Consider the following 20,696-nt stretch of genomic DNA (forward strand, 5'->3'; position numbering starts at 1 on the left):
TAGTCGTCAAATTCTCACTCTACGAGAATTACCCATTAAAATTATTTTTCTTTTCTCAGTGATTAAGAATTATATTTGTCGTAATTCATATAACACGTTACAACACTCTCATGACGACAAACAAAGCTAATGCGAACCAGGTAAACGAAAAAGCACTGCAGTTGTTAATGCAAGTTGCAGTTAGTCCATTCCCAGTCTCTGCGAAAACGCTAAGCGAGCAATTGAACGTTCCTTTGAGCAGTCTCTACCGACACTTGAAGCTGCTCAAAGAGTGGAACTTGATTGAAGAAAGCGTACACGACAAGACATTTGTCGTTGGCCCGGCAGCATTGCTGCTCATGCATAGCTATGAGACCGCACAGCATGGTTTAGATATGGTCGAAACCATACTGGCTCGGTTGGTACAACAAACAGGGGAAATGGCCGCTTATATGGTACCTGCAGGGTATCGCGCGCTTTGTGTCAGACAAAAAGAAAGTATGCAGGCGCTGCGTTGCAGCTTCGTCCAGGGTCAAAGTCAACCTCTGCTACGTGGTGCCTCATCTAAAGTGATGCTCGCTTTTATGCCTCAAAGTCGATGCGAGAAAATCTTGAGATACTTTAATCAAGATCACCGACGAGACGAATGGGAACAAGAGCTCACAACCATCCGTAAACACGGATATGCCGTCAGTACTTCAGAAATTGACCCGGGTGTTTCTGGCATCAGTGCACCAGTGATGAAAGGAAGCAAACTGATCGGCGCGGTCTCAGTGATGGCTCCGGCCCACCGAGTCGAAAAGGATAAGCAGCGCATTATTTTGCATGTGTTGCAAGCGGCAAGGGCACTACCACCAGAAAGGTAATTCATCATGTTAAGCTTTTTCAAACGCTATAAACTCCACCACACCGTGAAACAGCCGCAGCATTACCCTTTTTCTTTTATGACAGTGTGTGAGTATTTGCCTCCCATGTCTAAGGGCGCGTTTGAATTAGCTGATCAAAGTTTGGAAAATGCTAGTGATTGGCTATACCAACAGCATGATCATGAAACCGCTGAAAACTTTGGTCACTTCAACCACGACAAGCTGGAAAATGGCGAGTTTCAGGAAGCGTTAAGCCTTTCGCTTTCTCGCCACTCAATTCCTGTTTTAGTAACTAACTGTACCGAGGCAATCTTGTCCATGTTACCTGTGGTCGGGTCCTATCGAGACGAAGTGGGTGTGGTAAATATTGGACATGACATGAACTTGAAGCCAACACTTGAACCACGTTTAGGCTCGGCATTCCATTTTGCGCTTTCTCGCTATCAAAACGTGCGATTATTTTTTGCTGGTGTTAGCGAACAAGATACAAAGCAAGAAACGTGGGAATACGCGGAGGATCAAGGTTGTGACTGGGTAACCGATAAAGAGTTTTCTTTTCGTCATCGCAATAATGTAAAGCAGTTAATCGGCAATTACCTCGACCATTGCGACCAAATAATCCTCAGTATCGACCTTGGCTCCCTAAAAACCAAAAACAGCCTTGATGGTACCTCAGAAATTGATATCCAAATGGTTCTACGCACCATTAGGCAATGCCTGGTTGCAGGTAAAGTCAGAGCCATTCAACTCGTAGGCGATCGCGATCGTCTGGTCTATTCGAGACAAACGAAAGCCATACTAGAAGAGTTATATCAAATGGCCCCACTCATTGTTCACGCAGCCTAGGATCAAGTTCGGTTCAGAATCAGGACGCTCAAGCTACTGATTCTGAATCAACATGGTTAATTATTATCTTTTACCAACAAATAGTTACATGAATAAAGCGACTCACGTCACACTTAGCTATTGAACTAATCTCATACTTACGTTCTAATAACGCCACTAAGCTTGGGTATGACATACGAAATAAAAATAGCCAAAGTTCAATAAGTAAGCGGATTAAAAACCAAAAACACCGCCGACATTTCAACTTCTGTGAGCACTTGCTCACGCTCGCTTGATGCCATCTTGTTCCACTTTTTTAGGACATTTGATGATGCGTCTTTGCAGTATTTTCGCTGCGGTTCTTGTTTTACCGCTAGCCTCACACGCCACCACTTATGACGTCAAAGATCTATCTGAGTTAGGTCAACTTTGCTCACACAAGAGTTTTAGTATCGAAAGCGATGGTACGACTTATCACTGTACAGGGAAACTAGTCCTACCCGCAGGTGACAAAATTGTCTCCTCATTACCGGAAAAAGAGATAACGCTAGAAGCAGCTCATGGCATTGTGTTAGAGGGGAACAATACGATTGGTGAACCCAATAAGCGTATCTCTCTCCACGCACTCGCTACCGGATTAACGGTTAACAATGAGAAAGCATCAAGCATTGACGATTACCAAAACAAGCACACGGTTATCTATGGTGATCTTCTATCGGCTTACCCAACAAAGCTGAATAACGTTCTCATCGATGGGGATATAGAGCTAACAGGTGAGGCCCTTCATATTGATGGTGAGTACAACACCATTATTGGTGACATTTTGACTCACAGTACGACCGATATATTCAACGCTAACGTTTGTGGCACCATTGAATCAAAAGGCCATCAATTGCATCTCAAAACGAAAAACCCTTTCCAACGACATTTCGTCGTCGGTGACATTGTGGCGCACAGTTCTCTGTTTATTGATGACATGGAGATCTACGGCACTACTGAGACTAAAGGAGCATCTGCCGCATTGAACGGTTCGTTCTATGGCTCTACAACAGCAATTAAATACTTCCAAACATTGAACTTCAACAACGCTCCAAATCAGCCAAGTCAAGTTTGTGGTGAAATCCAACAAACGCCAGGAAGTGCACAAACGAAAGCACAAGACAACAAATACACGCAATACTGTGGATTAGACGACACTGATTGTCACTACTCCTCTCAGGTCTGTCCGATTACCCCTCAAGATGTTCCGAATTGCAGCATGCAACCTCCATCAGAGAACGACTTCGACCTAAGCGTCACACCATCGGACGACATGGCACTGATGTGCGGCGACGATCTTCCGCAATTTACAGCAATGACAACCGATAATGGAGAAGTAGTAAGCGCAGAAGTCAGTGCTGCCCTATCACACCCTGACTTGTTCACTTTAGAGGTGGTCAAAGGTCAGCAGATATTAAAAGCAAACCAATTTTTGTCTGACGATAATGGTGAGCTCGTTGTTCGAGTGGTCCCGAACGATATTGATACCATCGCGTTAGGTACTAACTACACGCTGACTTTCACTATGGCAGAAGACACCAGCAAGCATCAAACGGTTAGCTTTATGTTTACGCCATTTATGTTTGAGGCCTACTCAAAGACGAAAAGCGCAACTTTAAATGAAATACGCGTTATTGCAGGTAAACCAGAAAACGTGCATACGCGATTGCTTGCTTGTGCCTCCACCGGCGAACCTGTAGTCGCAAGCAACTACAATGGTACTCCTAAGGTTTTTCATCCATTGGTTCAACCATTAGGAGGAAGTGAAGGAAACTTTAGCTATTCAGCGGAATTTAAAGACGGCTTGTCTGAGCATGGTCTTATCACGAACGAGTCCGGCATATTTGAAGTGACATTATCCGATCATTTTGAATGTGAGGGATTTGAAGAGTGCCCAGAAGAAGGCAAAGTGGAAGTGAAAGGGACATTTAATGTGTACTCGCGACCATGGACACTGGCTATCTGTGACAACCAACGTGCTTTGCGTTCTGGCACCTCTGAACAAGGAGATGGGTTTATTGCTGCCGGAGAACTTTTCTCTCTAACAGTGAAGCCCATCATTTGGCAACCTGACGGCTCTGTAAGTGGCTCTGTGGAATCAGCACGTTATTGTGATGCCTCTATCACCCGTAATTTTACGCTTGATGACGCTCCAGCAGCATCGGTTGTCTTGTCGAGTGAGCAACATACGCCATCAGAGACAGCGAACCAAACCTCAAAATTGCTAAAAAGTAGTGACTCACTGGCTCAGGCGCATAATTCAGCCAAGAATGATCAATTCGTCTTTAATGGATTATATTGGGAAGAAGTCGGGAGCTTGAGAGTAAAAGCAAACCTAGAAAGTAAATATCTAGGTATGACTGTTAACGAAGGCTATCGTTACATCGGTCGTTTTTACCCAAAATATTTTCAAGTGCGAGACCAAGAATGGCACTACCCACATGGGCAAACTTTTGCTTACATGAATCAACCTTTTGAGAAAGTCACTTACGATGTTGTCGCACTCAATGCGAATAAAGAAAACGTGAAGAACTACGTCCACTTTTCATCTAACCTTCAACAACATTTCGACTTAGGCGAGCTAAGCTCATACTCCGATCGGTTTTTGCCGCCTAAGCCTAAGAAGGTAGACTGGAAACTACTGGGTAACGCGAGTGTTGGAACGTTTGTGATCGAGAAGCCGTCGACCAATGCGACTTGTAACAATAGCCCATGTTGGAAAAAGAACACGACAGATAAACAATACCCTGATGGCCCATTTAATAAAGGGACTAACAGTGACAGCAGCAAAATAGGTATAGTCACGACTAAAGCCGTTGATGAGGTAAATTTCTTTGATAACAGCGAAGTGCTCACACAACAACCGGACATTCGATTCGGTCGTTTGAACTTTCAAGATGTAGGTGGCAACCAAGGCATGGTGATCAAAGTGCCACTTGATGTGGAAATTTGGCAAAACGGTCGATTTACGACTAACTTCGATGACAGCTCAACAACGGCGAATGGTGAATATTACTTCAGCACGCCAATTTGGTCGCATGCGCCAGCAAACAACGCCCTGCTTTCTGGCGTTGGAACGATGAGTATTGGCAGGATGACCGATATCGTTGCAAGCCAAATTGACTCAGCGCGCGAGCAAATACAATTCCACCTAGATTTAGACAGCTCAGGCAATCGCATCCCTTGGCTAAAATACGACTGGGATAGCTCTACAAGTGAAGAGGAAAACCCACCCGTCATTGTTACGTTTGGTATTCACCGAGGAAACGATCGCATTATTTATCGTGGTGAACCCAATATGCTTGGCCTAAATTAACACGAAACGGTAAACAAAAAGAGCCCCTCAATTGAGGGGCTCTTTTCACACAAACTGTGTAATTTACTTTGCGCCACGACGCGCTTTCAGGCGCTTCACCATAGCAAGACGACGCTCTGCCGACCCTTGGTCTGTTGCCGACTGGTTCGGATTATTACGACGACCTTGACGATTCTTGAATGCTGGTTTTGAGTGCAGCTTTTCAATGTAAGATTCACGCTGTTTTGGTTCATAGCCTGCAAGCTCAATACGGCGAATGCGTTGCTGGATTAGATTTTCAACCTGAACCACCGTGAGCTCTTCATCTCGGTTTACAAATGAAACAGCATGACCTTGTTTACCTGCACGACCCGTACGACCAATTCGGTGAACGTAATCTTCCGCTAGGAAAGGCATGTCATAGTTCACAACGTGAGGTAAGTCTTCAATATCTAGACCTCGAGCAGCGACATCGGTAGCCACCATGACACGTGCTTTACCGGACTTAAACTCTTCTAGCGCACGACGACGAGCACTTTGAGCACGGTCACCATGACAAACCACCGCTTTGATACCATCAAGTTTCAGCTCTTTTACCACTTCGTTTGCGGTCTCTTTATAGTTCACAAATACCAACACTTGTTTCCAGTTTTTGCGACCAATTAGCTCTGAAAGCAGTTCCGTTTTTCGCTCTTGATCAACTGGATATAGCACGTGAGCAACTGTTTGTGCCGTAGTATTTGCACGCTCTACTTCGATACGTTTTGGTTTACGCAGAATGTCTTTCGCTAACAGATTTAGCTGGCTTGAAGTCGTTGCCGAAAACATCATGATTTGCGGATCTGTATCCACATCCAGCATGATCTTACGAACTGCATGAATAAAGCCCATATCCAAGATACGGTCTGCTTCATCAAACACCAAAAACTCTAAGTGTGCCACAGAGACATTACCTTGTTCGATGTGCTCTTCCAATCGACCAGGTGTAGCCACAAGGATATCAACACCATTTTCCAGTGCCGCAACCTGAGAAGACATTTTACGGCCACCGAAAATCGCCGCCACCGACAGATTGGTGTACTTCGTGTAAGCTTTGATGTTGTCAGCAATTTGTTCAGCAAGCTCGCGAGTTGGAGCCAAGATAAGTGCACGAGCAGTCTTACGAGAAGCGCTACGGTTACTGTCTAACAACTGCTGAATCATAGGCAGAGAAAACGCAGCCGTTTTACCAGTACCTGTTTGTGCTGTAGCGAAAATATCATGGCCTTTGCGAGCCATTGGAATCGCCTTCTGTTGAATTGGCGTTAACTTTTCATAACCGCATTCTGCCAGTGCTTTAACCACTTCTGGCGCAAAACCTTGAGATGAAAATGACATTGAGCGTATTCCTTAAACAAACCACTAAAAATAGCTTTAAAAATTTAGCCGTGCACTATACCCGAATTTGAGTGATTTATCTCACTTTTCTCATTGAAACGCTACAAAAGCAAAAACGGCGAACGCAGACAGATTGCTGGTTCACCGTTTCCGTTTAACATTTGTTCGATTTAACGCTTGATGCCAGACAACTGAAGGAGAATTTGCTCAAGTTCATCCCATGACAACAGCTGAGAATCTATCACTTCTAATCGTGATTCAAACCCTTCTAAGCTGATTTCATTCACCGACACGACTCGGTTGGCAACATTAAACGCGTAGCACCCCTGATCCGTGTTGACCACCGCTTTAACGCGTTCCGCCGTTAAGTCCGAAAGCATTGAGAAAAGTTTATCAAAATCAAACGTGTACTCTGCCCCAAACAACCACCCGCAGCTAAAATACCCTTGCCCTTTGTTCTCTTTGCGCACAAAGGCTTCACCTGGCGGCAACTGGAATTGAGGCTCTTGGTGAGCATGGTCATGATGATGTGACTCGATATGGGAAGAAGCGCTGCCGTAAACCCGTTCGATATCCAAGACTTCTATCGGTAACTCACCGTCATGAATAAGCTTACTGAATACTTTTGAGGGAGATTGGTCCGTCACCCAGTCATTAAACACATCAATGTCGTGACTGGTACAAAGGTCAACCTTACTGCCTATAACCACATCTGCGCTGTCTAACTGGTCCACGAAATTTTGGTTAGAAAGATATTTTTCATCACTTAAGTTACGCGGATCAACCAGAGCGATCGTCGCTTTTAGATCAACGTAAGGTTCATACTGTTCTGAGGTAAGCGTCGCGATAACCTGTTTTGGATGACCAAGGCCTGTCGGCTCAATCAATAAACGGTCCGGTTTTTGGCGCAGTAATGCGGTAATACCGACCGACATTGGCACGCCCGCTGTGCAACACATACAACCACCCGGCACTTCTTTAATCAGCGCACCTTGGTCGGTCATCAATGCACCGTCGATGCCAATCTCACCAAATTCATTGACCAAAACCGCCCAGTTTTCGTTTTCCGGTTTGTTCTTCAGTAGATTTAAAATCGTGGTCGTTTTACCGACACCCAAAAATCCGGTCAGTATGTTGGTTGGTACTCGATTTGACATGCTTATCTCCGACACGTTAGTGCATTAATGCTCCAGCAAAGTATACGGAGAATGTGACTCGCTTCAACGCTTTTTATCGCGCTCATCAAGCTCATTGCGTGATGCGTGGGTACACATTTTTTGAGAATGATCAGAGTGACTTATCAACTCTGAACGCTTCATATCAGAAAGATACATACTGGTGTAAATGACGCAGGAAAAAAACGCGATAATAGCGACTACGATGGGAAGAACTCCGAGTGTGTTTTCGAATTTAAGCGCAGCGATAGCCAATGCGAAAACAACGACAGAGATAAGTGCGATAGACTTACTTTTGTTGCTTTTCATGATAACTCGCCTTTCGTAAGGGTAGCCCCTAATACCTCCTGTATTAGGGGAGTGCCAGTTTGAACAACATCCAACCTGACTATTCAATGCTACTCCTTTCGCTACTTGTGAAATTTGACAAAGCTAACATTTATTACAACATCAAACGATGAACTTATTACTAGCTTTCAGACACTTAGTGGACTGTAAAACACTTACTAGCAAATCGACCCGCCGCTGACCAATATGTCGTTTTCATTGGCAGTACAAACTTGAGCCACCAGCCTTAGCCCTTCGACTATCATCTCCAGAGACATGGAAGGCTGACTGCCATCTACTGCTTGTTCTGGCAATAATGGAATATGAACAAACCCATGACGAATAGGTTTGTCTTTTAGATAATGTTGGATGCCATAAAAAAGGTGGTTACATACAAATGTTCCGGCACTGTTAGAAATCTGGCTAGGTATCCCCTGCTTTTGCAGCGTTTGAACAATACGCTTTATCGGCAGTGTCGAGAAGTAAGCATCTGGGCCGTCCGCCACTACGGGTTCATCAATCGGCTGATGACCAGCGTTATCTGGAATACGAAAATCATCCACATTAATTGCGACACGCTCTGGGGTGATCGCGCCACGTCCAGCCGCTTGCCCAACGGTAATCACACAATCTGGCTGGTGCGCTTCTATTGCATCAATAACGGTATTCAGTGACTCATACCGAATCACAGGAACTGGGCAAGTAACGATCATGGCATCTTCTATTGCCGCAGCCTCTAATCGCTTGACCGCTTCTAAGGCGGGGTTAATGGCGTCACCACCAAAAGGTTCAAAACCGGTAATCAGGACTTTCTTCATAACAGCCTTTAGGAAAAGAGTTTCACAAATTATTGCACTCCCCTTCACCCCATCCAATAGCAAAAGTATTGTTGACATAAGCCAGACAACATTATGTGACTCATGTCTAACCAGCGAGGGTTTTCACTTTATTGAATCTACACAAGTTCCGGACTATCGAGACTAACTATCGATGATTAGTGGCAGGGCTTGGCTCTCTCATTACATGACTCACGCAGAAACTTGGTTTCCACGCTTAACTTAGGTAGAGTACGCGACCGCAATGCAATTCGAAGAGATTGAATACAATGAATATTGATAACCATGTAATCGAAACGATTGAAGAGTTAGAGGCATTTCTGCATTTAGTAGAAAGCGGCGCTCTGGGTCTTGAAGGTGTCACTGGCGTTGCGCTAGCCACCTCTAATACCGATGGCCGTCCATTTGTTGCCGTATTAGGAGAAAAGCACCAATTGCTCCTTGGCCGCTGGGTTTCGCAGCACGTATATGACAATGGTAAAGACATCGTTCGTAACGGCTCAACCAGAAAACACTAAGCGCTCAGCACCATCTATAACACCATGCCGTCTTATACACCAAGCGTATGCTTTGAAAGCAATGCGCTTGGTGTACTTAAAAAATAAAAAAAGAAAAGGCTAGCCTTTATTAATTTTGTCGGTATACTGCACATCAGCTCTTACGGAAAGAGCTATTAATGTAATTAAAGATCAAAGTTTCTCTCAGTTCCACATCGAATTCCTCGTTTACGTTCCTGCGACAAAATAGTTATCTCTAAAATCATATAGTAGCACTTGATATTAGCTAAAAATTCAATATTTAAAACAATCAAATATAGAGGTATCTATGTCTAATAAATTAACTGGTTCAGTAAAATGGTTCAACGAAACTAAAGGTTTTGGTTTTATTTCTCAAGACAATGGCGGTGATGACGTATTCGTTCACTTCCGTTCTATTGTTTCTGAAGGCTTCAAAACTCTTACTGAAGGCCAAAAAGTATCGTTCGTTGTTGAACAAGGTAACAAAGGTTTACAAGCTGCTGAAGTAACTGCACTGTAATTCTTTGTGTGGCATCAACGTTGTTGGTGCCACCATCCCCTTCCACTTATTACCGCCCTTACTATTCTCTATCTAAGTTTATATACCCAAATCACTTACCTCTCCCATACCGTCATTAATCACTTTCAATAAAGTCACTTTGGTATACATCTTTAGGTAATCACACTACCTATCTTGCAATTCCAGTTTGGAATTAAATTAATCTGATTCATATCTGAATCACTTCGCCTCATGCTTTGCTCATATAAATAAAGTTTATAAAATAAAAGCGATTGGCGAATATAAGAGAAAAAAATGAAATTAAATATATCCGCACAATCAATAAATTCTAATAATTACGAGCACATTATCCCTAGCCGAGACGTTATCCTTAGCCTATTCGATAAAGTTAAAAATCACTTAAGTCACGAGCAAATTTCTCGCTCTACTGGATTAGATGAGAAACCACAAAAAGACGCTTTAAAAAAACGTTTACGCGCTATGGAGCGCGATGGCCAGTTGATTTTCACGCATCGCCGTGGTTATAAGAAAGTCGATCAAACCGCTTTGGTTTCTGGAAAGGTCAGCATTCACGCAGACGGCTTTGGTTTTGTCACTTACGACAGTAATGAAAAAGACCTTTTCTTACCTAAACACCAACTTACTCATGTGTTTGATGGCGATATCGTACTGGTTCTGAAAGGCAATGCTCAGCATCAAGGACGCTCAAATCATCGTTTCATCAAAATAGTGGAACGAAAAACAACCCACATCGTAGGCTTGTTAAAGAGAAAAGGTTCGAACTTCTATCTAGTGCCAGAAAGCGCGAAACTGACTCAAACCATTCATGTCACACCAAATGATCTTATCACCAAAAGTGCCGGTAAACTCGTTCATTGTAAAGTCACGGCCTATCCAGATCACAGACAATCAACAACAGTTGAAGTGGCTGAAGTATTAGGGCGTCCGGGAGAAGCAGGGATTGAAGTTAAATTGGCGTTACGTCGACATGGCATCAATGACCATTGGGATGATGAAGTTCTTCACGCTGCTTCCGCATTTGGCAATCACGTAGAAGAAAAAGACAAAACGTCACGAGTGGATTATCGAGATTTACCGTTCGTCACTATCGATGGGGACGACGCGAAAGACTTTGATGATGCCGTTTACGCATACCAAATGGACAATGGGCATTGGAAGTTATTCGTTGCGATTGCAGACGTATCTCACTACGTTCAGCCAAACGACCATTTAGATCTTGAGGCGCAATCTCGTGCAACGTCCGTTTACTTCCCCGGATACGTTGTACCAATGCTACCAGAAACATTATCTAACGGTTTGTGCTCGCTTAACCCGAATGAAGACAGATTGGTTATGGTATGTGAGATGACCTTTGACGACGAAGGTAACATGCTAGATTCAGAGTTTTCTGAAGGGATCATTCACTCGCATGCTCGTTTAACTTATAACGAAGCTTACCGCATTGTTTCCCAATCAACGGAAGCAAAAAAATACCAAGGTAAGAACCCAAAACAAAACATTAAACAGCATCTGGTGAATCTCCATCGCTTGTATTTGAACCTATCTGGTCAACGTCAAGTCCGTGGTGCCATTGATTTTGACACGCAAGAGCTTTCATTCACGTTAAACAATAAAAAGAAAATCGCGTCCATCGTTCCTGTAGTTCGAAATGATGCCCACCGAATGATCGAAGAATTCATGCTGTGTGCCAACGTTGCCACCGCTCAATTTTTGCAGCAACAAAAAATACCGAGCTTATACCGCGTGCACTCTGGTCCTCAGATGAAAAAACTGTCTTCATTAAGAATGATGCTTGCAGACAAAGGGCTAACGCTTGCGGGTGGTGATAAACCAACTTCTCATGACTACAACGCATTACTGGAACAAGTACGAGATTTAGATGAGTGTGATGTGATTCGCACCCTACTGCTACGTTCTCAGAGTCAAGCCGAGTATTCGCCGAAGAATATGGGTCACTTCGGTTTAGCCTATGACGCATACGCACACTTTACTTCGCCAATTCGTCGTTACCCAGACTTACTCGTTCACCGCGCCATTCGCGCTAAACTTCGAGAGCAAAAAACAGGCAAGCTACGCAGTCTGCTCATGAAACTAAAACCTATTCGTCAATTGACAGGTGCTGCGAACAACTACCCTTACGATACAAAAGTAATCGAGCAACTGAGCGTGCACTGTTCGCATCAATCTCGTCAGGCAGATGAAGTGAGTCGAGAGGTTGAGTCAGCACTGAAATGTCATTACATGAAGCCATTTATCGGGCAACACTTCATGGGGACGGTGTCTGGAGTCACACACTTCGGGGTATTTGTTGAGTTAGAGGAAAACCGAATCGAAGGTCTCATTCCTTTATCAAGTTTTCAAAATGGTGAGTTCGAATTTGATGCAGTCAAACAAAAAATTTCCAGCCAGAGCACCACGTTTACTTTAGGGACTAAAGTGCACGTGTTGGTTAAAGACGTCGATTCGAAACAAAGAAAGATCATGTTCAATTTAAAAGATGCAGAACACACGGTAGGTTAGTCTGTTGTAGTCTATTTTCTAACCCATTGTTCAAAAATAAAAAATAAGCTTTAGATACCGCGATTAACTTGTGACATTTCGCTGACATCAGCTCATTCTAAAACCCTAATATCTGGCAAAGGAAACGAATCTAACTTTTGTTTCCAGACACCATCGCAGAGTGTATTTCCAACACTCTGTTTGCCTCGAGAGGTTCTTATGACAGCCTAGGATCTCTCGGGGCTTTTTTGCGCCTCTTAAACCCCACCTTATGTTGTACCCAACCCGTTACCAACCCGTTACCAACCACACAAATTGTACTTTTTAACTAGTTCACTAGATCGCGAATTCTGATTTAAGCAACTGATCACACAACCACTTCTAAATTTTGGGTATAAAAGTATCAATACTTTCGTTAACTAGGATGTAAATAATGAAAAACTCGTTTGATCTCACCATGCCCAATGAAGAAGGATACTTTGGTGAATACGGTGGTAGCTTCGTGCCACCGGAGCTTGAACAAATCATGCGTGATATCAACGCAGCTTATGAGGAATGCAGCAAAGATCCTGAATTTAAAGCGGAGCTTGCTCGCCTGTATAAGCACTTTGTTGGACGACCTAGCCCAATCTTCCATGCGGAAAACTTGTCTAAGAAATACGGAGCAGACATCTACCTCAAGCGCGAAGACTTAAACCATACAGGCGCACATAAAATTAACCACTGCTTAGGAGAAGCCATTCTCGCTAAAAAGATGGGTAAGAAGAAACTGATTGCTGAAACTGGCGCAGGGCAACATGGGGTCGCGCTTGCGACAGCCGCCGCACTGGTTGGCTTGAAGTGCGATATTTACATGGGTGAAGTTGATATTGCCAAAGAGCACCCGAATGTCGTCCGTATGAGAATCCTTGGTGCCAAGGTCATCCCTGCCACTCACGGGCGCAAGACTCTCAAAGAAGCTGTTGATTCTGCCTTCGAAGCCTACTTAAAAGATCCTGACACACAACTTTACGCGATAGGATCCGTCGTTGGCCCTCACCCATTCCCAAAAATGGTACGAGATTTCCAGTCAATTATCGGTAACGAAGCACGTGTTCAATTCAAAGAAATGACTGGTAAGCTACCCAATAATCTCGTTGCATGTGTTGGGGGAGGATCTAATGCGATGGGGCTATTTACTGCTTTCTTAGACGATGAACAAGTCGCTATTCACGGCGTCGAGCCCGCGGGCCGCTCTTTGCAAAAGGTTGGCGAGCACGCTGCAACACTCACACTTGGTGAGCCAGGTATTATGCACGGATTTAAGTCTTACATGCTTAAAGATGAGCAAGGTGAACCTCAAGAAGTGTACTCTGTAGCAAGTGGCTTGGATTACCCATCGGTTGGGCCTCAGCATAGTTACTTAAAAGACATTGGCCGTGTCAATTACGGCTCAATCACTGATGACGAAGCAATTGATGCATTCTTTGAACTGTCTCGCGAAGAGGGGATTATTCCAGCGATTGAATCCTCACACGCTGTCGCTTACGCGATTAAACTTGCGAAGCAAGGAGAAACTGGCTCAATTCTGATCAACTTATCCGGTCGCGGTGACAAAGACATTGATTTTGTCGTTGAACACTACGGCGCAAAATACGGCATTGAATCAATCATTTAGTCCCTGCTTGGTAGGCTAAATGTCTATACAAAAAGCTACCTATTACTAGGTAGCTTTTTGTTTGCGCCTTACTTTCCCTACATGCGCTTTGAAGGCTTAACTACACAGTCCAAACCTTTTACTTTTGAGAAATAGGCATAGCTTGAGAAAGCCCTCTCACTCACCACTCCAACTATGCCTTTAGAGCATAATTCGATTAACCGATCAGAGCAGGAATGCCCGGAAGCTGACCAACGACAGCAAGGGAGCCTGCACAGACGATAAATGCAGTACCAGGAATCAGGTATTTATCTTTTCGCGAGAGTTCGTTGGCACGCTCATGGTCGCCGATAAGTCCAAGGTTATCCAGCAGCATCGTGATTGCCCAGCCAAAGACTGGATTAACGAATGCACAGGCAAAAATACAGATACCGGCACTGAGTGAATCTTTATGCTTGTGGATCATCTGCATACCCGCTTCTAAAAGCGGTAAGAATACACCGACAATCAAAGCAACACGCAGAACAGGCTCCCACATCGCTAGATCCATAGGGTAACCAATTACCGCGGCGGCAATACACATGAAACCCGTTAACAGTGCGCCACCTGGAATAGGACGTTTGGCAATTGCGGCTGGAATCATGTACGTTCCCCAAGAAGAAGCTAGGTTTCCGCCCCCTAAGAGTGAGCCAACCCCCTGACGAACAGACGCTCCGACCATCGTGTCGTCGACATCCATGAGTACGCCTTTCGCTTCTTTTGGGTAGTTAAGTTCTTGAAACACACGATGGCCGAGATAATCAGGGGACCACATAGCGACTGCCAGTAGCGCAAATGGAGTCACGGCAATAAAGTGCTCTAGGGTTGGCCAGCCTAGCTGCCAGCCTGTATCTTCACCCCACCAGTAGAATGGACTGAAATTAGGCAGGCCCGGCTCTGTGGTAAAAGCAAACTCAGCGCCCATCAAATAAGCAACAATCCCCGCGAGTGCAGAGCACAATGGGATTGCCAACCAACGCTTGTTGATCTTAGCTAGGTAGGCATAAACCATAACCGTTAGACCAATGACAACAAACGAAATGTAACCTTGGTCTGTACTTGCAGCCCACGCTTCCGTCTTATTAATCTGTCCGAGCAACCCAACAGCGCCTAGGTAGATCAATAATCCTCCTCGAACCCCAATGCCAGTCAAGGTCATGAGTTTAGAACCGCCTTTAGTCAAAGCGAGAATTAAGCCAAAAGCACATACCATCAAGCCAAGCGCCAGAGGATGCCCTCCTGCGGCAGCAATCATGGGAATCAGCGGTATCATTGGGCCATGGGTACCGGCTAAGTTTGCGTTCGGGTTTAGGATGGCGGAAAACAAAATAACGAACAGAGCACCCGCGATAAGCAATTCGTAACGCACGTTTTCTGCAACAAACTCCGGAGATAAACCGAACTGAGCAGCAAAGGCAGCAACCATAGCGGTGACCATCACCACTTTACCAATGGTTGCGGCTAATGCAGGCACCCAGTCTTCGATTTCAATACTGTAATCACGTGATGGCAAATGAATACCCCAGCGACGAAAGCTCATGATAGTTAAATCATGGTTTAGAAAGTCTTCACGACTTTCAAATTCATGCGGTTTTTTGCGCACATCCCTGTAAAAGGTCTTACTTGAGTCAGACATTGAGCTATCCTTTGTTATATTTCAACGTTGAACTATGCCAACTAGAGTTTCGCTTGGTATACAGACCAATACGAGACAACACCCACATCAAACATCGAGGCCACACCAAGAAAGTGGTATGGCTAATTTTTGATTTGAACCTATTAAGCATGTATTGCTATCGGTAGGAATATTAGACATTAGTAAAAGAACAACAAAAATCTCACTTGTTACACAAATATTTAACATTATATTAGAGTACGCCGATCTTTAGTGAGAGTTTTTGAACAGCAATTCAAGAAGAGGAACAGTCGCAACTCCACCTGTGCTTTTCAGGGTAGAAAAACATGTCTGAATTCACACAGGTAATTGGTTAATTTTGCTCATGCAAGTACGCACTAACAACATCAAATCGAGTTGCAACCCAAACCATCGCTGCCTAACTATAGATATCTCTGTAATGTATACTTTGCTAAACTCCACCCTTTGATGAGTAAGGCCCCTAAAATGATGACTGACGAAGAAAGAATCGAACTGCAACGGAACAACCCACTGCACGGGTTAAAGCTAGAAACTATGTTGCAAGAGTTGGTGGATTTTTATGGCTGGGACATTCTAGATACAGCAATGCGCTTTAATTGCTTTAACACTAAGCCTTCGATTGCAAGTAGTGTGAAGTATTTAAAGAAGACCGAATGGGCGAGAGAAAAATTAGAAAACTTTTACCTTTATCGCTTTAAGCGCATGCCACGCGCAAGTGAAGAAGAATATGATTTACCACCGAGAGCTCGTACGTTCCCTCATGGTCTTGAACCTAAAGAGCCAATGCCGCTAACCGTTGACTCTATCCTCAAGTCACAAGCTAAAGCTGCATCCGCATTTAAAAAACGCTCACCTCGTGGACGTCCGACGCGTCGATAGTACATAACCTTGAAAAGCAATAGAGCCCTACTGGTAGCTCCAGCAAGGCTCTATTGTTCTTTAAAGAAATGGCTAGAAGCGAATACTCAAGCTAGTGCGCCCCCTTCTCAAACGCCTCCCATAAGTAAACTCACATGTAGTTTACGTTTTCTATTGATTACGCTTTTTCTTCTTTTTACCCGTACCTGCTGGCTTTGCTCGCGGCTTCATCGGTAAAAAGTAGGCTTCACTTTGGTCGTCTTCCACTTCAAAGCCCTCTACCTGCTCACGTTCAAGTTGGAATTTATTTTTCTTTTCTATCACTTTGAAATGGTGATAGTCATCGTAATCGATAAGAGATAACCCTAGACCCACTTCACCAGCACGACCACTACGACCGATTCGATGCATATAGTCAGCAGGACTACGTGGAAGATCGAAGTTAATCACCACTGGCAGCTTTTCAATATCAAGGCCACGCGCTGCGATATCGGTAGCAATAAGAACTTGAATCTCGCCAGACTTAAAACCGTCAAGTACACGAGTACGAGCGCCCTGCCCTTTATCACCATGGAAAACTTCAGCAGTAATACCACGTTTTGACAGCTTTTGAGCTAAATGGTTACAGGCATTCTTAGCATTCACAAAAATCAAAGTCTGTCGCCACTGATGCTGTTTGATTAAGTGCGCAAGTACCGCCGTTTTCTCACCTTTATTTACACTAAACACGCGTTGCACCAAAGTGCTGGCTTCTGCGCTCTGCAACTGAACTTCAACAGGGTCGTGGAGCAAGTGCTGAGCAAGCGTCGTGACTTTATCAGGGAAAGTAGCAGAAAATAGCAGCGTCTGTTTCTTCTCTGGCAGTAACGCAAGAATCTTATTGAGTTCTTCGGTAAATCCGAGGCTCAACATACGGTCAGCTTCATCGAGCACGAGCGTTTTTACTTGGTCCAACTTAATCGCGTTACTGGATACCAGATCAAGTAATCGACCCGGCGTAGCTACGATAATGTCACAGCCACCACGAAGCGCCAGCATTTGTGGGTTCACCGATACACCACCAAATACGGCAACCGTTTTGATCTTATCTCTAAGATGGTATGAGTAAGATTTGACGTTGTATGCCACCTGTGATGCCAACTCACGAGTTGGTACTAAAATCAGGTGAGAAACGAAGTTACCACGGCGATGATTTGTTTCGTCTTGCTGAACAATTTTTTGCAGAATTGGCAGCGAAAAAGCAGCGGTTTTACCAGAGCCCGTATTGGCACCGCCAACAATATCTTTCCCTTCAAGGATATAAGGAATGGTATGAGATTGAATGGGCGTCGGTTGGCTGTATTCTAACGCTTCTAGTCGCTCGACTAAGGTTGGAATCAGGCCAAGATCGGCAAATGTCGCTTGCTGTGTTTTATCTGTCATTACGATGAGTGGCTCAGTGCTAGTAAAGGCCGTGTATCTTATGCTATTTCGCGTCTGGATGTTAGAGATAATGGCCCAAACAGAAGATTGGTGAAAGAAGCACTGTAGAGAGCAGGAATCTCCTTTCACTAACATGAGTTAATGGTTTCGATAACCAAGGCTCTACGACTCACGGTGGCAGCGTTCGCGACGAACAATGGGAAAAGGAGCCAGGCATCTGAATCCTGTAAAGCCAAAACACATTGTATCTTGGAAAAATTAAGGTTGCAGAGATAGACTAGCTCCGCTTGAAAGGCTTAATCATACTATCTAACCCTTCGGTTTTGAGAACTCAATATAGCTTGAGAAAACTCCAGCTCACTAATGTCCATCGTTATCTATTTAGCTAATGCTGTGGACTCGGTTGTATAGATTACTTTCGCCCGATACCAGGTTCTTCTCAGTGTACGTTTGACTGCTGTAGCCACAATCGTTGCTGATGTCGTATATGGAAATACCTGTTGTCAGAAAGGTAACGCGCCAAGATGAGTAATGTTGCATATCATCCTCGTAAGCCCAATTCCTTCACGAGGTAGTAATGGAACAAATTAATTTACCCCGATATATGATATGTAGCTTCGCCTTTGTGTTGCTTTATCCTACGGCAATAGATCTCTACTTGGTTGCTTTACCACAAATCGCCAATGACCTGTCTGCGAGCGAATCACAACTTCATATTGCTTTTTCTATTTACCTTGCTGGCCTAGCATCGACTATGGTTTTTGTTGGGCGAGCTGCTGATTGTTTTGGACGCAAACCTGTTGCCATTTGCGGTGCAGTGATTTTTACCCTTGCATCAATGTTCGCGGGCTCTGCTGAGACCAGTGATAGTTTCCTAATAATGCGCTTCTTCCAAGGTGTAGGTGCAGCATGTTGCTATGTAGTGGCCTTCGCTATTTTGCGCGACACTTTAGGTGAGCAAAAGCGAGCTAAGGTTCTATCGATGCTCAATGGAATTATCTGCTCTATTCCAGTACTTGCCCCCGTGATCGGCAATCTGATTATGATCAAGTTTCCGTGGCCCGTGTTATTCACTGCCATGGCGATGATGGGTATTGTGATAGGCTTAACTGCTTGCTTTGTCTTAAAAGAAACCTTGCCTAAAACCAAGCGCACACTTTTAGATATGAGTGAAGATTCGAACGAATCACTATATAACCGTTTTTTTATATCGCGCGTTATTTATACATCTTTAGGCGTCACAGCGATTCTCTCTTATGTGAATACGTCACCAATGATAATAATGGATTCGATTGGCTTTACTCGAGGCGATTACTCAACCACGATGGCACTACTCGCAATGGTAGGTATGGCAACATCGTTTTCAGTGCCATTTGCTTTGTCTTACTTTAAACAAACCACATTGATGTTCGCTGCACAAATGACCAATTTCCTGTCGGCTATCGTTATTCTCGCGGCTCACTTGAATAGCGATAGTCCGACACTTTATATGGTAGGGTTCACTCTGCTCAGCATGAGTTTCCCTATGGGGTTTGGTGTGGCGATGAGTCAGGCGCTAAGTCAGTTTTCTCGTAAAGCTGGTCAGGCAAGTTCTATGCTTGGCATAGGGCAGGTTTCTTGGTCTGCGCTTTACATTTGGTTGATGGCGACGTTAGGTGTGTCGGCTGTGATGATGTTAATGATAGCGTTGGTTGCTAGTAGCGTTATTGGACTCTCCATAATATTATTATTTCCAAATCAGAACGTTAGTGAGCCTCATGAAGAAATCTCTTGCCCGACTTGATCTTAATTTACTGCTCACTCTGCAATTGCTACTGCAAGAGCAGAGTGTTACTAAAACGGCGAAAAAACTTAATGTAACTCCCTCAACCGTGAGTAAGTCTTTAGGCAAATTGCGCGCTTGGTTTGATGACCCGCTTTTTGTGAATACGCCGCAAGGCCTAAAACCAACAAATCTCGCGACAAACGTGCAAGTGCTTTTGTCAGACTGGATGCAGATCGGTAACCAGATTGTTTCACACCGAGGTGATGATGCGCCAAGCGGGGTTAAATTTCATCTTGGAGTAGAGTCGCCATTGTCACTCATCATGGCGGATGAACTGACCAAACGAATCCATGATTTTTACCCAGACTCAACGGTAAAGTTCCATAACTGGGATTACGACTCGTTATACGCCATTACCAGCGGTGAAGTGGATATTGGTTTTACTGGCCGTGAAAGCCATCCTCGCTCCAAAGAGTCGTTAGAACTGCTCCCGTATTTTATTAATTTCGAAGTGCTGTTCTCGGATTTACCTATGGTGTATGTCCGCAAGGATCATCCTGCACTCAAGCAAGAGTGGAATTTAGATACTTTCTTAAGCTATGCCCACATAAATGTAGCATGGGAGAAAAATGACAGTTGGGCATTGGATGAGATCTTGGCTGAGCAGGGACACACTCGAAACGTTAGCCTAACGATGGCGAGTTTCGAGCAAGCTTTATTTGTTGCAGAAAAGCCCGATCATCAAATGTTAACCACAGCACCAAAATATTGTCAGCGATACTGCGAACAGCTTCACCCCAACTTAATAGCGTTGCCTATCCCCATTGCGGAAGATTATCAGCACAAGCTACTGATTCCATTTACTATGATTTGGCACAAGCGCAATAACCAGAACCCTAAAATCGTGTGGTTGAGGGAGACGATAAAGAGCCTGTATGGCACAAGTTGAACGGGTAATTTTGAAGTACATTTAAAGCAAAGAAATGAACATTCTCCCCCCTTTATGTTGTCAAGAACCGTAGGAGTGTGGTCTTGCCTTCCA

The 20,696-nt window shown here is 44.2% G+C and carries 17 protein-coding genes; 10 read left to right on the plus strand and 7 right to left on the minus strand.

What is annotated here, in order from left to right; all coding sequences use genetic code 11:
- Positions 1-110: 110 nt before the first annotated feature.
- The 3 genes from NDJ01_RS24375 (at position 111) to NDJ01_RS24385 (ending at position 5,025) form a co-directional block, all read left to right on the plus strand.
- Positions 111-845: an IclR family transcriptional regulator gene (locus tag NDJ01_RS24375; RefSeq protein ID WP_005391048.1), complete on the plus strand. Its 735-nt coding sequence runs from the start codon at positions 111-113 to the stop codon at positions 843-845.
- A 6-nt stretch (positions 846-851) separates the two neighbouring features.
- The gene (locus NDJ01_RS24380; protein WP_006742009.1) at positions 852-1,691 is read left to right on the plus strand and encodes an arginase family protein; all 840 of its coding nucleotides are present in this window, start codon (positions 852-854) and stop codon (positions 1,689-1,691) included.
- A gap of 307 nt (positions 1,692-1,998) precedes the next feature.
- Entirely contained in the window at positions 1,999-5,025 is a 3,027-nt protein-coding gene (locus NDJ01_RS24385) for a DUF6701 domain-containing protein (RefSeq protein WP_258587545.1), read from the plus strand.
- Between the two features lie 63 nt (positions 5,026-5,088).
- Here NDJ01_RS24385 and NDJ01_RS24390 read toward each other — a convergent pair whose 3' ends face one another.
- From NDJ01_RS24390 to pcp, 4 genes are all read right to left on the minus strand, one after another.
- The gene (locus NDJ01_RS24390; RefSeq protein ID WP_005386186.1) at positions 5,089-6,381 is read right to left on the minus strand and encodes a DEAD/DEAH box helicase; all 1,293 of its coding nucleotides are present in this window, start codon (positions 6,379-6,381) and stop codon (positions 5,089-5,091) included.
- 170 nt (positions 6,382-6,551) lie between these two features.
- Positions 6,552-7,538, minus strand: a complete 987-nt coding sequence (locus NDJ01_RS24395) for a GTP-binding protein (RefSeq protein WP_258587546.1) — start codon at positions 7,536-7,538, stop codon at positions 6,552-6,554.
- A gap of 63 nt (positions 7,539-7,601) precedes the next feature.
- On the minus strand, positions 7,602-7,865 hold the full coding sequence (locus NDJ01_RS24400; protein WP_047009320.1) for a hypothetical protein: 264 nt from the start codon (positions 7,863-7,865) through the stop codon (positions 7,602-7,604).
- A 197-nt stretch (positions 7,866-8,062) separates the two neighbouring features.
- A complete protein-coding gene (pcp, locus tag NDJ01_RS24405) occupies positions 8,063-8,701 on the minus strand; it encodes a pyroglutamyl-peptidase I (RefSeq protein WP_258587547.1) in 639 nt (212 codons plus the stop codon).
- A gap of 287 nt (positions 8,702-8,988) precedes the next feature.
- On the opposite strand from pcp, the gene NDJ01_RS24410 reads away from it, so the two are divergent.
- From NDJ01_RS24410 to trpB, 4 genes are all read left to right on the plus strand, one after another.
- The gene (locus NDJ01_RS24410) at positions 8,989-9,237 is read left to right on the plus strand and encodes a hypothetical protein (protein ID WP_005391061.1); all 249 of its coding nucleotides are present in this window, start codon (positions 8,989-8,991) and stop codon (positions 9,235-9,237) included.
- Positions 9,238-9,544: 307 nt separating this feature from the next.
- Entirely contained in the window at positions 9,545-9,757 is a 213-nt protein-coding gene (locus NDJ01_RS24415) for a cold-shock protein (RefSeq protein ID WP_005375644.1), read from the plus strand.
- 294 nt (positions 9,758-10,051) lie between these two features.
- Complete coding sequence (gene rnr, locus NDJ01_RS24420) at positions 10,052-12,298, plus strand: ribonuclease R (RefSeq protein WP_258587548.1); 2,247 nt, start codon at positions 10,052-10,054, stop codon at positions 12,296-12,298.
- A 412-nt stretch (positions 12,299-12,710) separates the two neighbouring features.
- Positions 12,711-13,934: a tryptophan synthase subunit beta gene (gene trpB / locus NDJ01_RS24425; protein ID WP_258587549.1), complete on the plus strand. Its 1,224-nt coding sequence runs from the start codon at positions 12,711-12,713 to the stop codon at positions 13,932-13,934.
- A 196-nt stretch (positions 13,935-14,130) separates the two neighbouring features.
- Here the strand turns inward: trpB and NDJ01_RS24430 are convergent, their stop codons facing one another.
- Positions 14,131-15,588, minus strand: coding sequence for a DUF3360 domain-containing protein (locus tag NDJ01_RS24430; protein WP_005391067.1), 1,458 nt, complete (start codon positions 15,586-15,588; stop codon positions 14,131-14,133).
- 486 nt (positions 15,589-16,074) lie between these two features.
- Here NDJ01_RS24430 and NDJ01_RS24435 point away from each other — a divergent pair, with 486 nt between their 5' ends.
- Positions 16,075-16,488, plus strand: a complete 414-nt coding sequence (locus NDJ01_RS24435) for a VF530 family DNA-binding protein (RefSeq protein ID WP_005391068.1) — start codon at positions 16,075-16,077, stop codon at positions 16,486-16,488.
- Between the two features lie 150 nt (positions 16,489-16,638).
- Here NDJ01_RS24435 and NDJ01_RS24440 read toward each other — a convergent pair whose 3' ends face one another.
- Entirely contained in the window at positions 16,639-17,889 is a 1,251-nt protein-coding gene (locus tag NDJ01_RS24440; protein ID WP_065646945.1) for a DEAD/DEAH box helicase, read from the minus strand.
- A 381-nt stretch (positions 17,890-18,270) separates the two neighbouring features.
- Positions 18,271-18,429 carry a hypothetical protein gene (locus NDJ01_RS24445; protein ID WP_258587550.1) on the minus strand — a complete coding sequence of 53 codons (159 nt, stop codon included), beginning with the start codon at positions 18,427-18,429 and terminating at the stop codon, positions 18,271-18,273.
- Between the two features lie 37 nt (positions 18,430-18,466).
- Between NDJ01_RS24445 and NDJ01_RS24450 the strand changes: the two genes are divergently transcribed.
- Together NDJ01_RS24450 and yidZ are read left to right on the plus strand one after the other, a co-directional pair.
- Positions 18,467-19,672 carry an MFS transporter gene (locus tag NDJ01_RS24450; protein ID WP_258587551.1) on the plus strand — a complete coding sequence of 402 codons (1,206 nt, stop codon included), beginning with the start codon at positions 18,467-18,469 and terminating at the stop codon, positions 19,670-19,672.
- Positions 19,647-20,603, plus strand: a complete 957-nt coding sequence (gene yidZ / locus NDJ01_RS24455; protein ID WP_258587552.1) for an HTH-type transcriptional regulator YidZ — start codon at positions 19,647-19,649, stop codon at positions 20,601-20,603. The genes NDJ01_RS24450 and yidZ overlap by 26 nt, the downstream gene beginning before the upstream one ends.
- Positions 20,604-20,696 lie beyond the last annotated feature (93 nt).

Origin of the sequence: Vibrio sp. HS-50-1 (assembly GCF_024747315.1) — a bacterium.
In the GTDB taxonomy this organism is placed as follows: Bacteria; Pseudomonadota; Gammaproteobacteria; order Enterobacterales; family Vibrionaceae; genus Vibrio; species Vibrio diabolicus.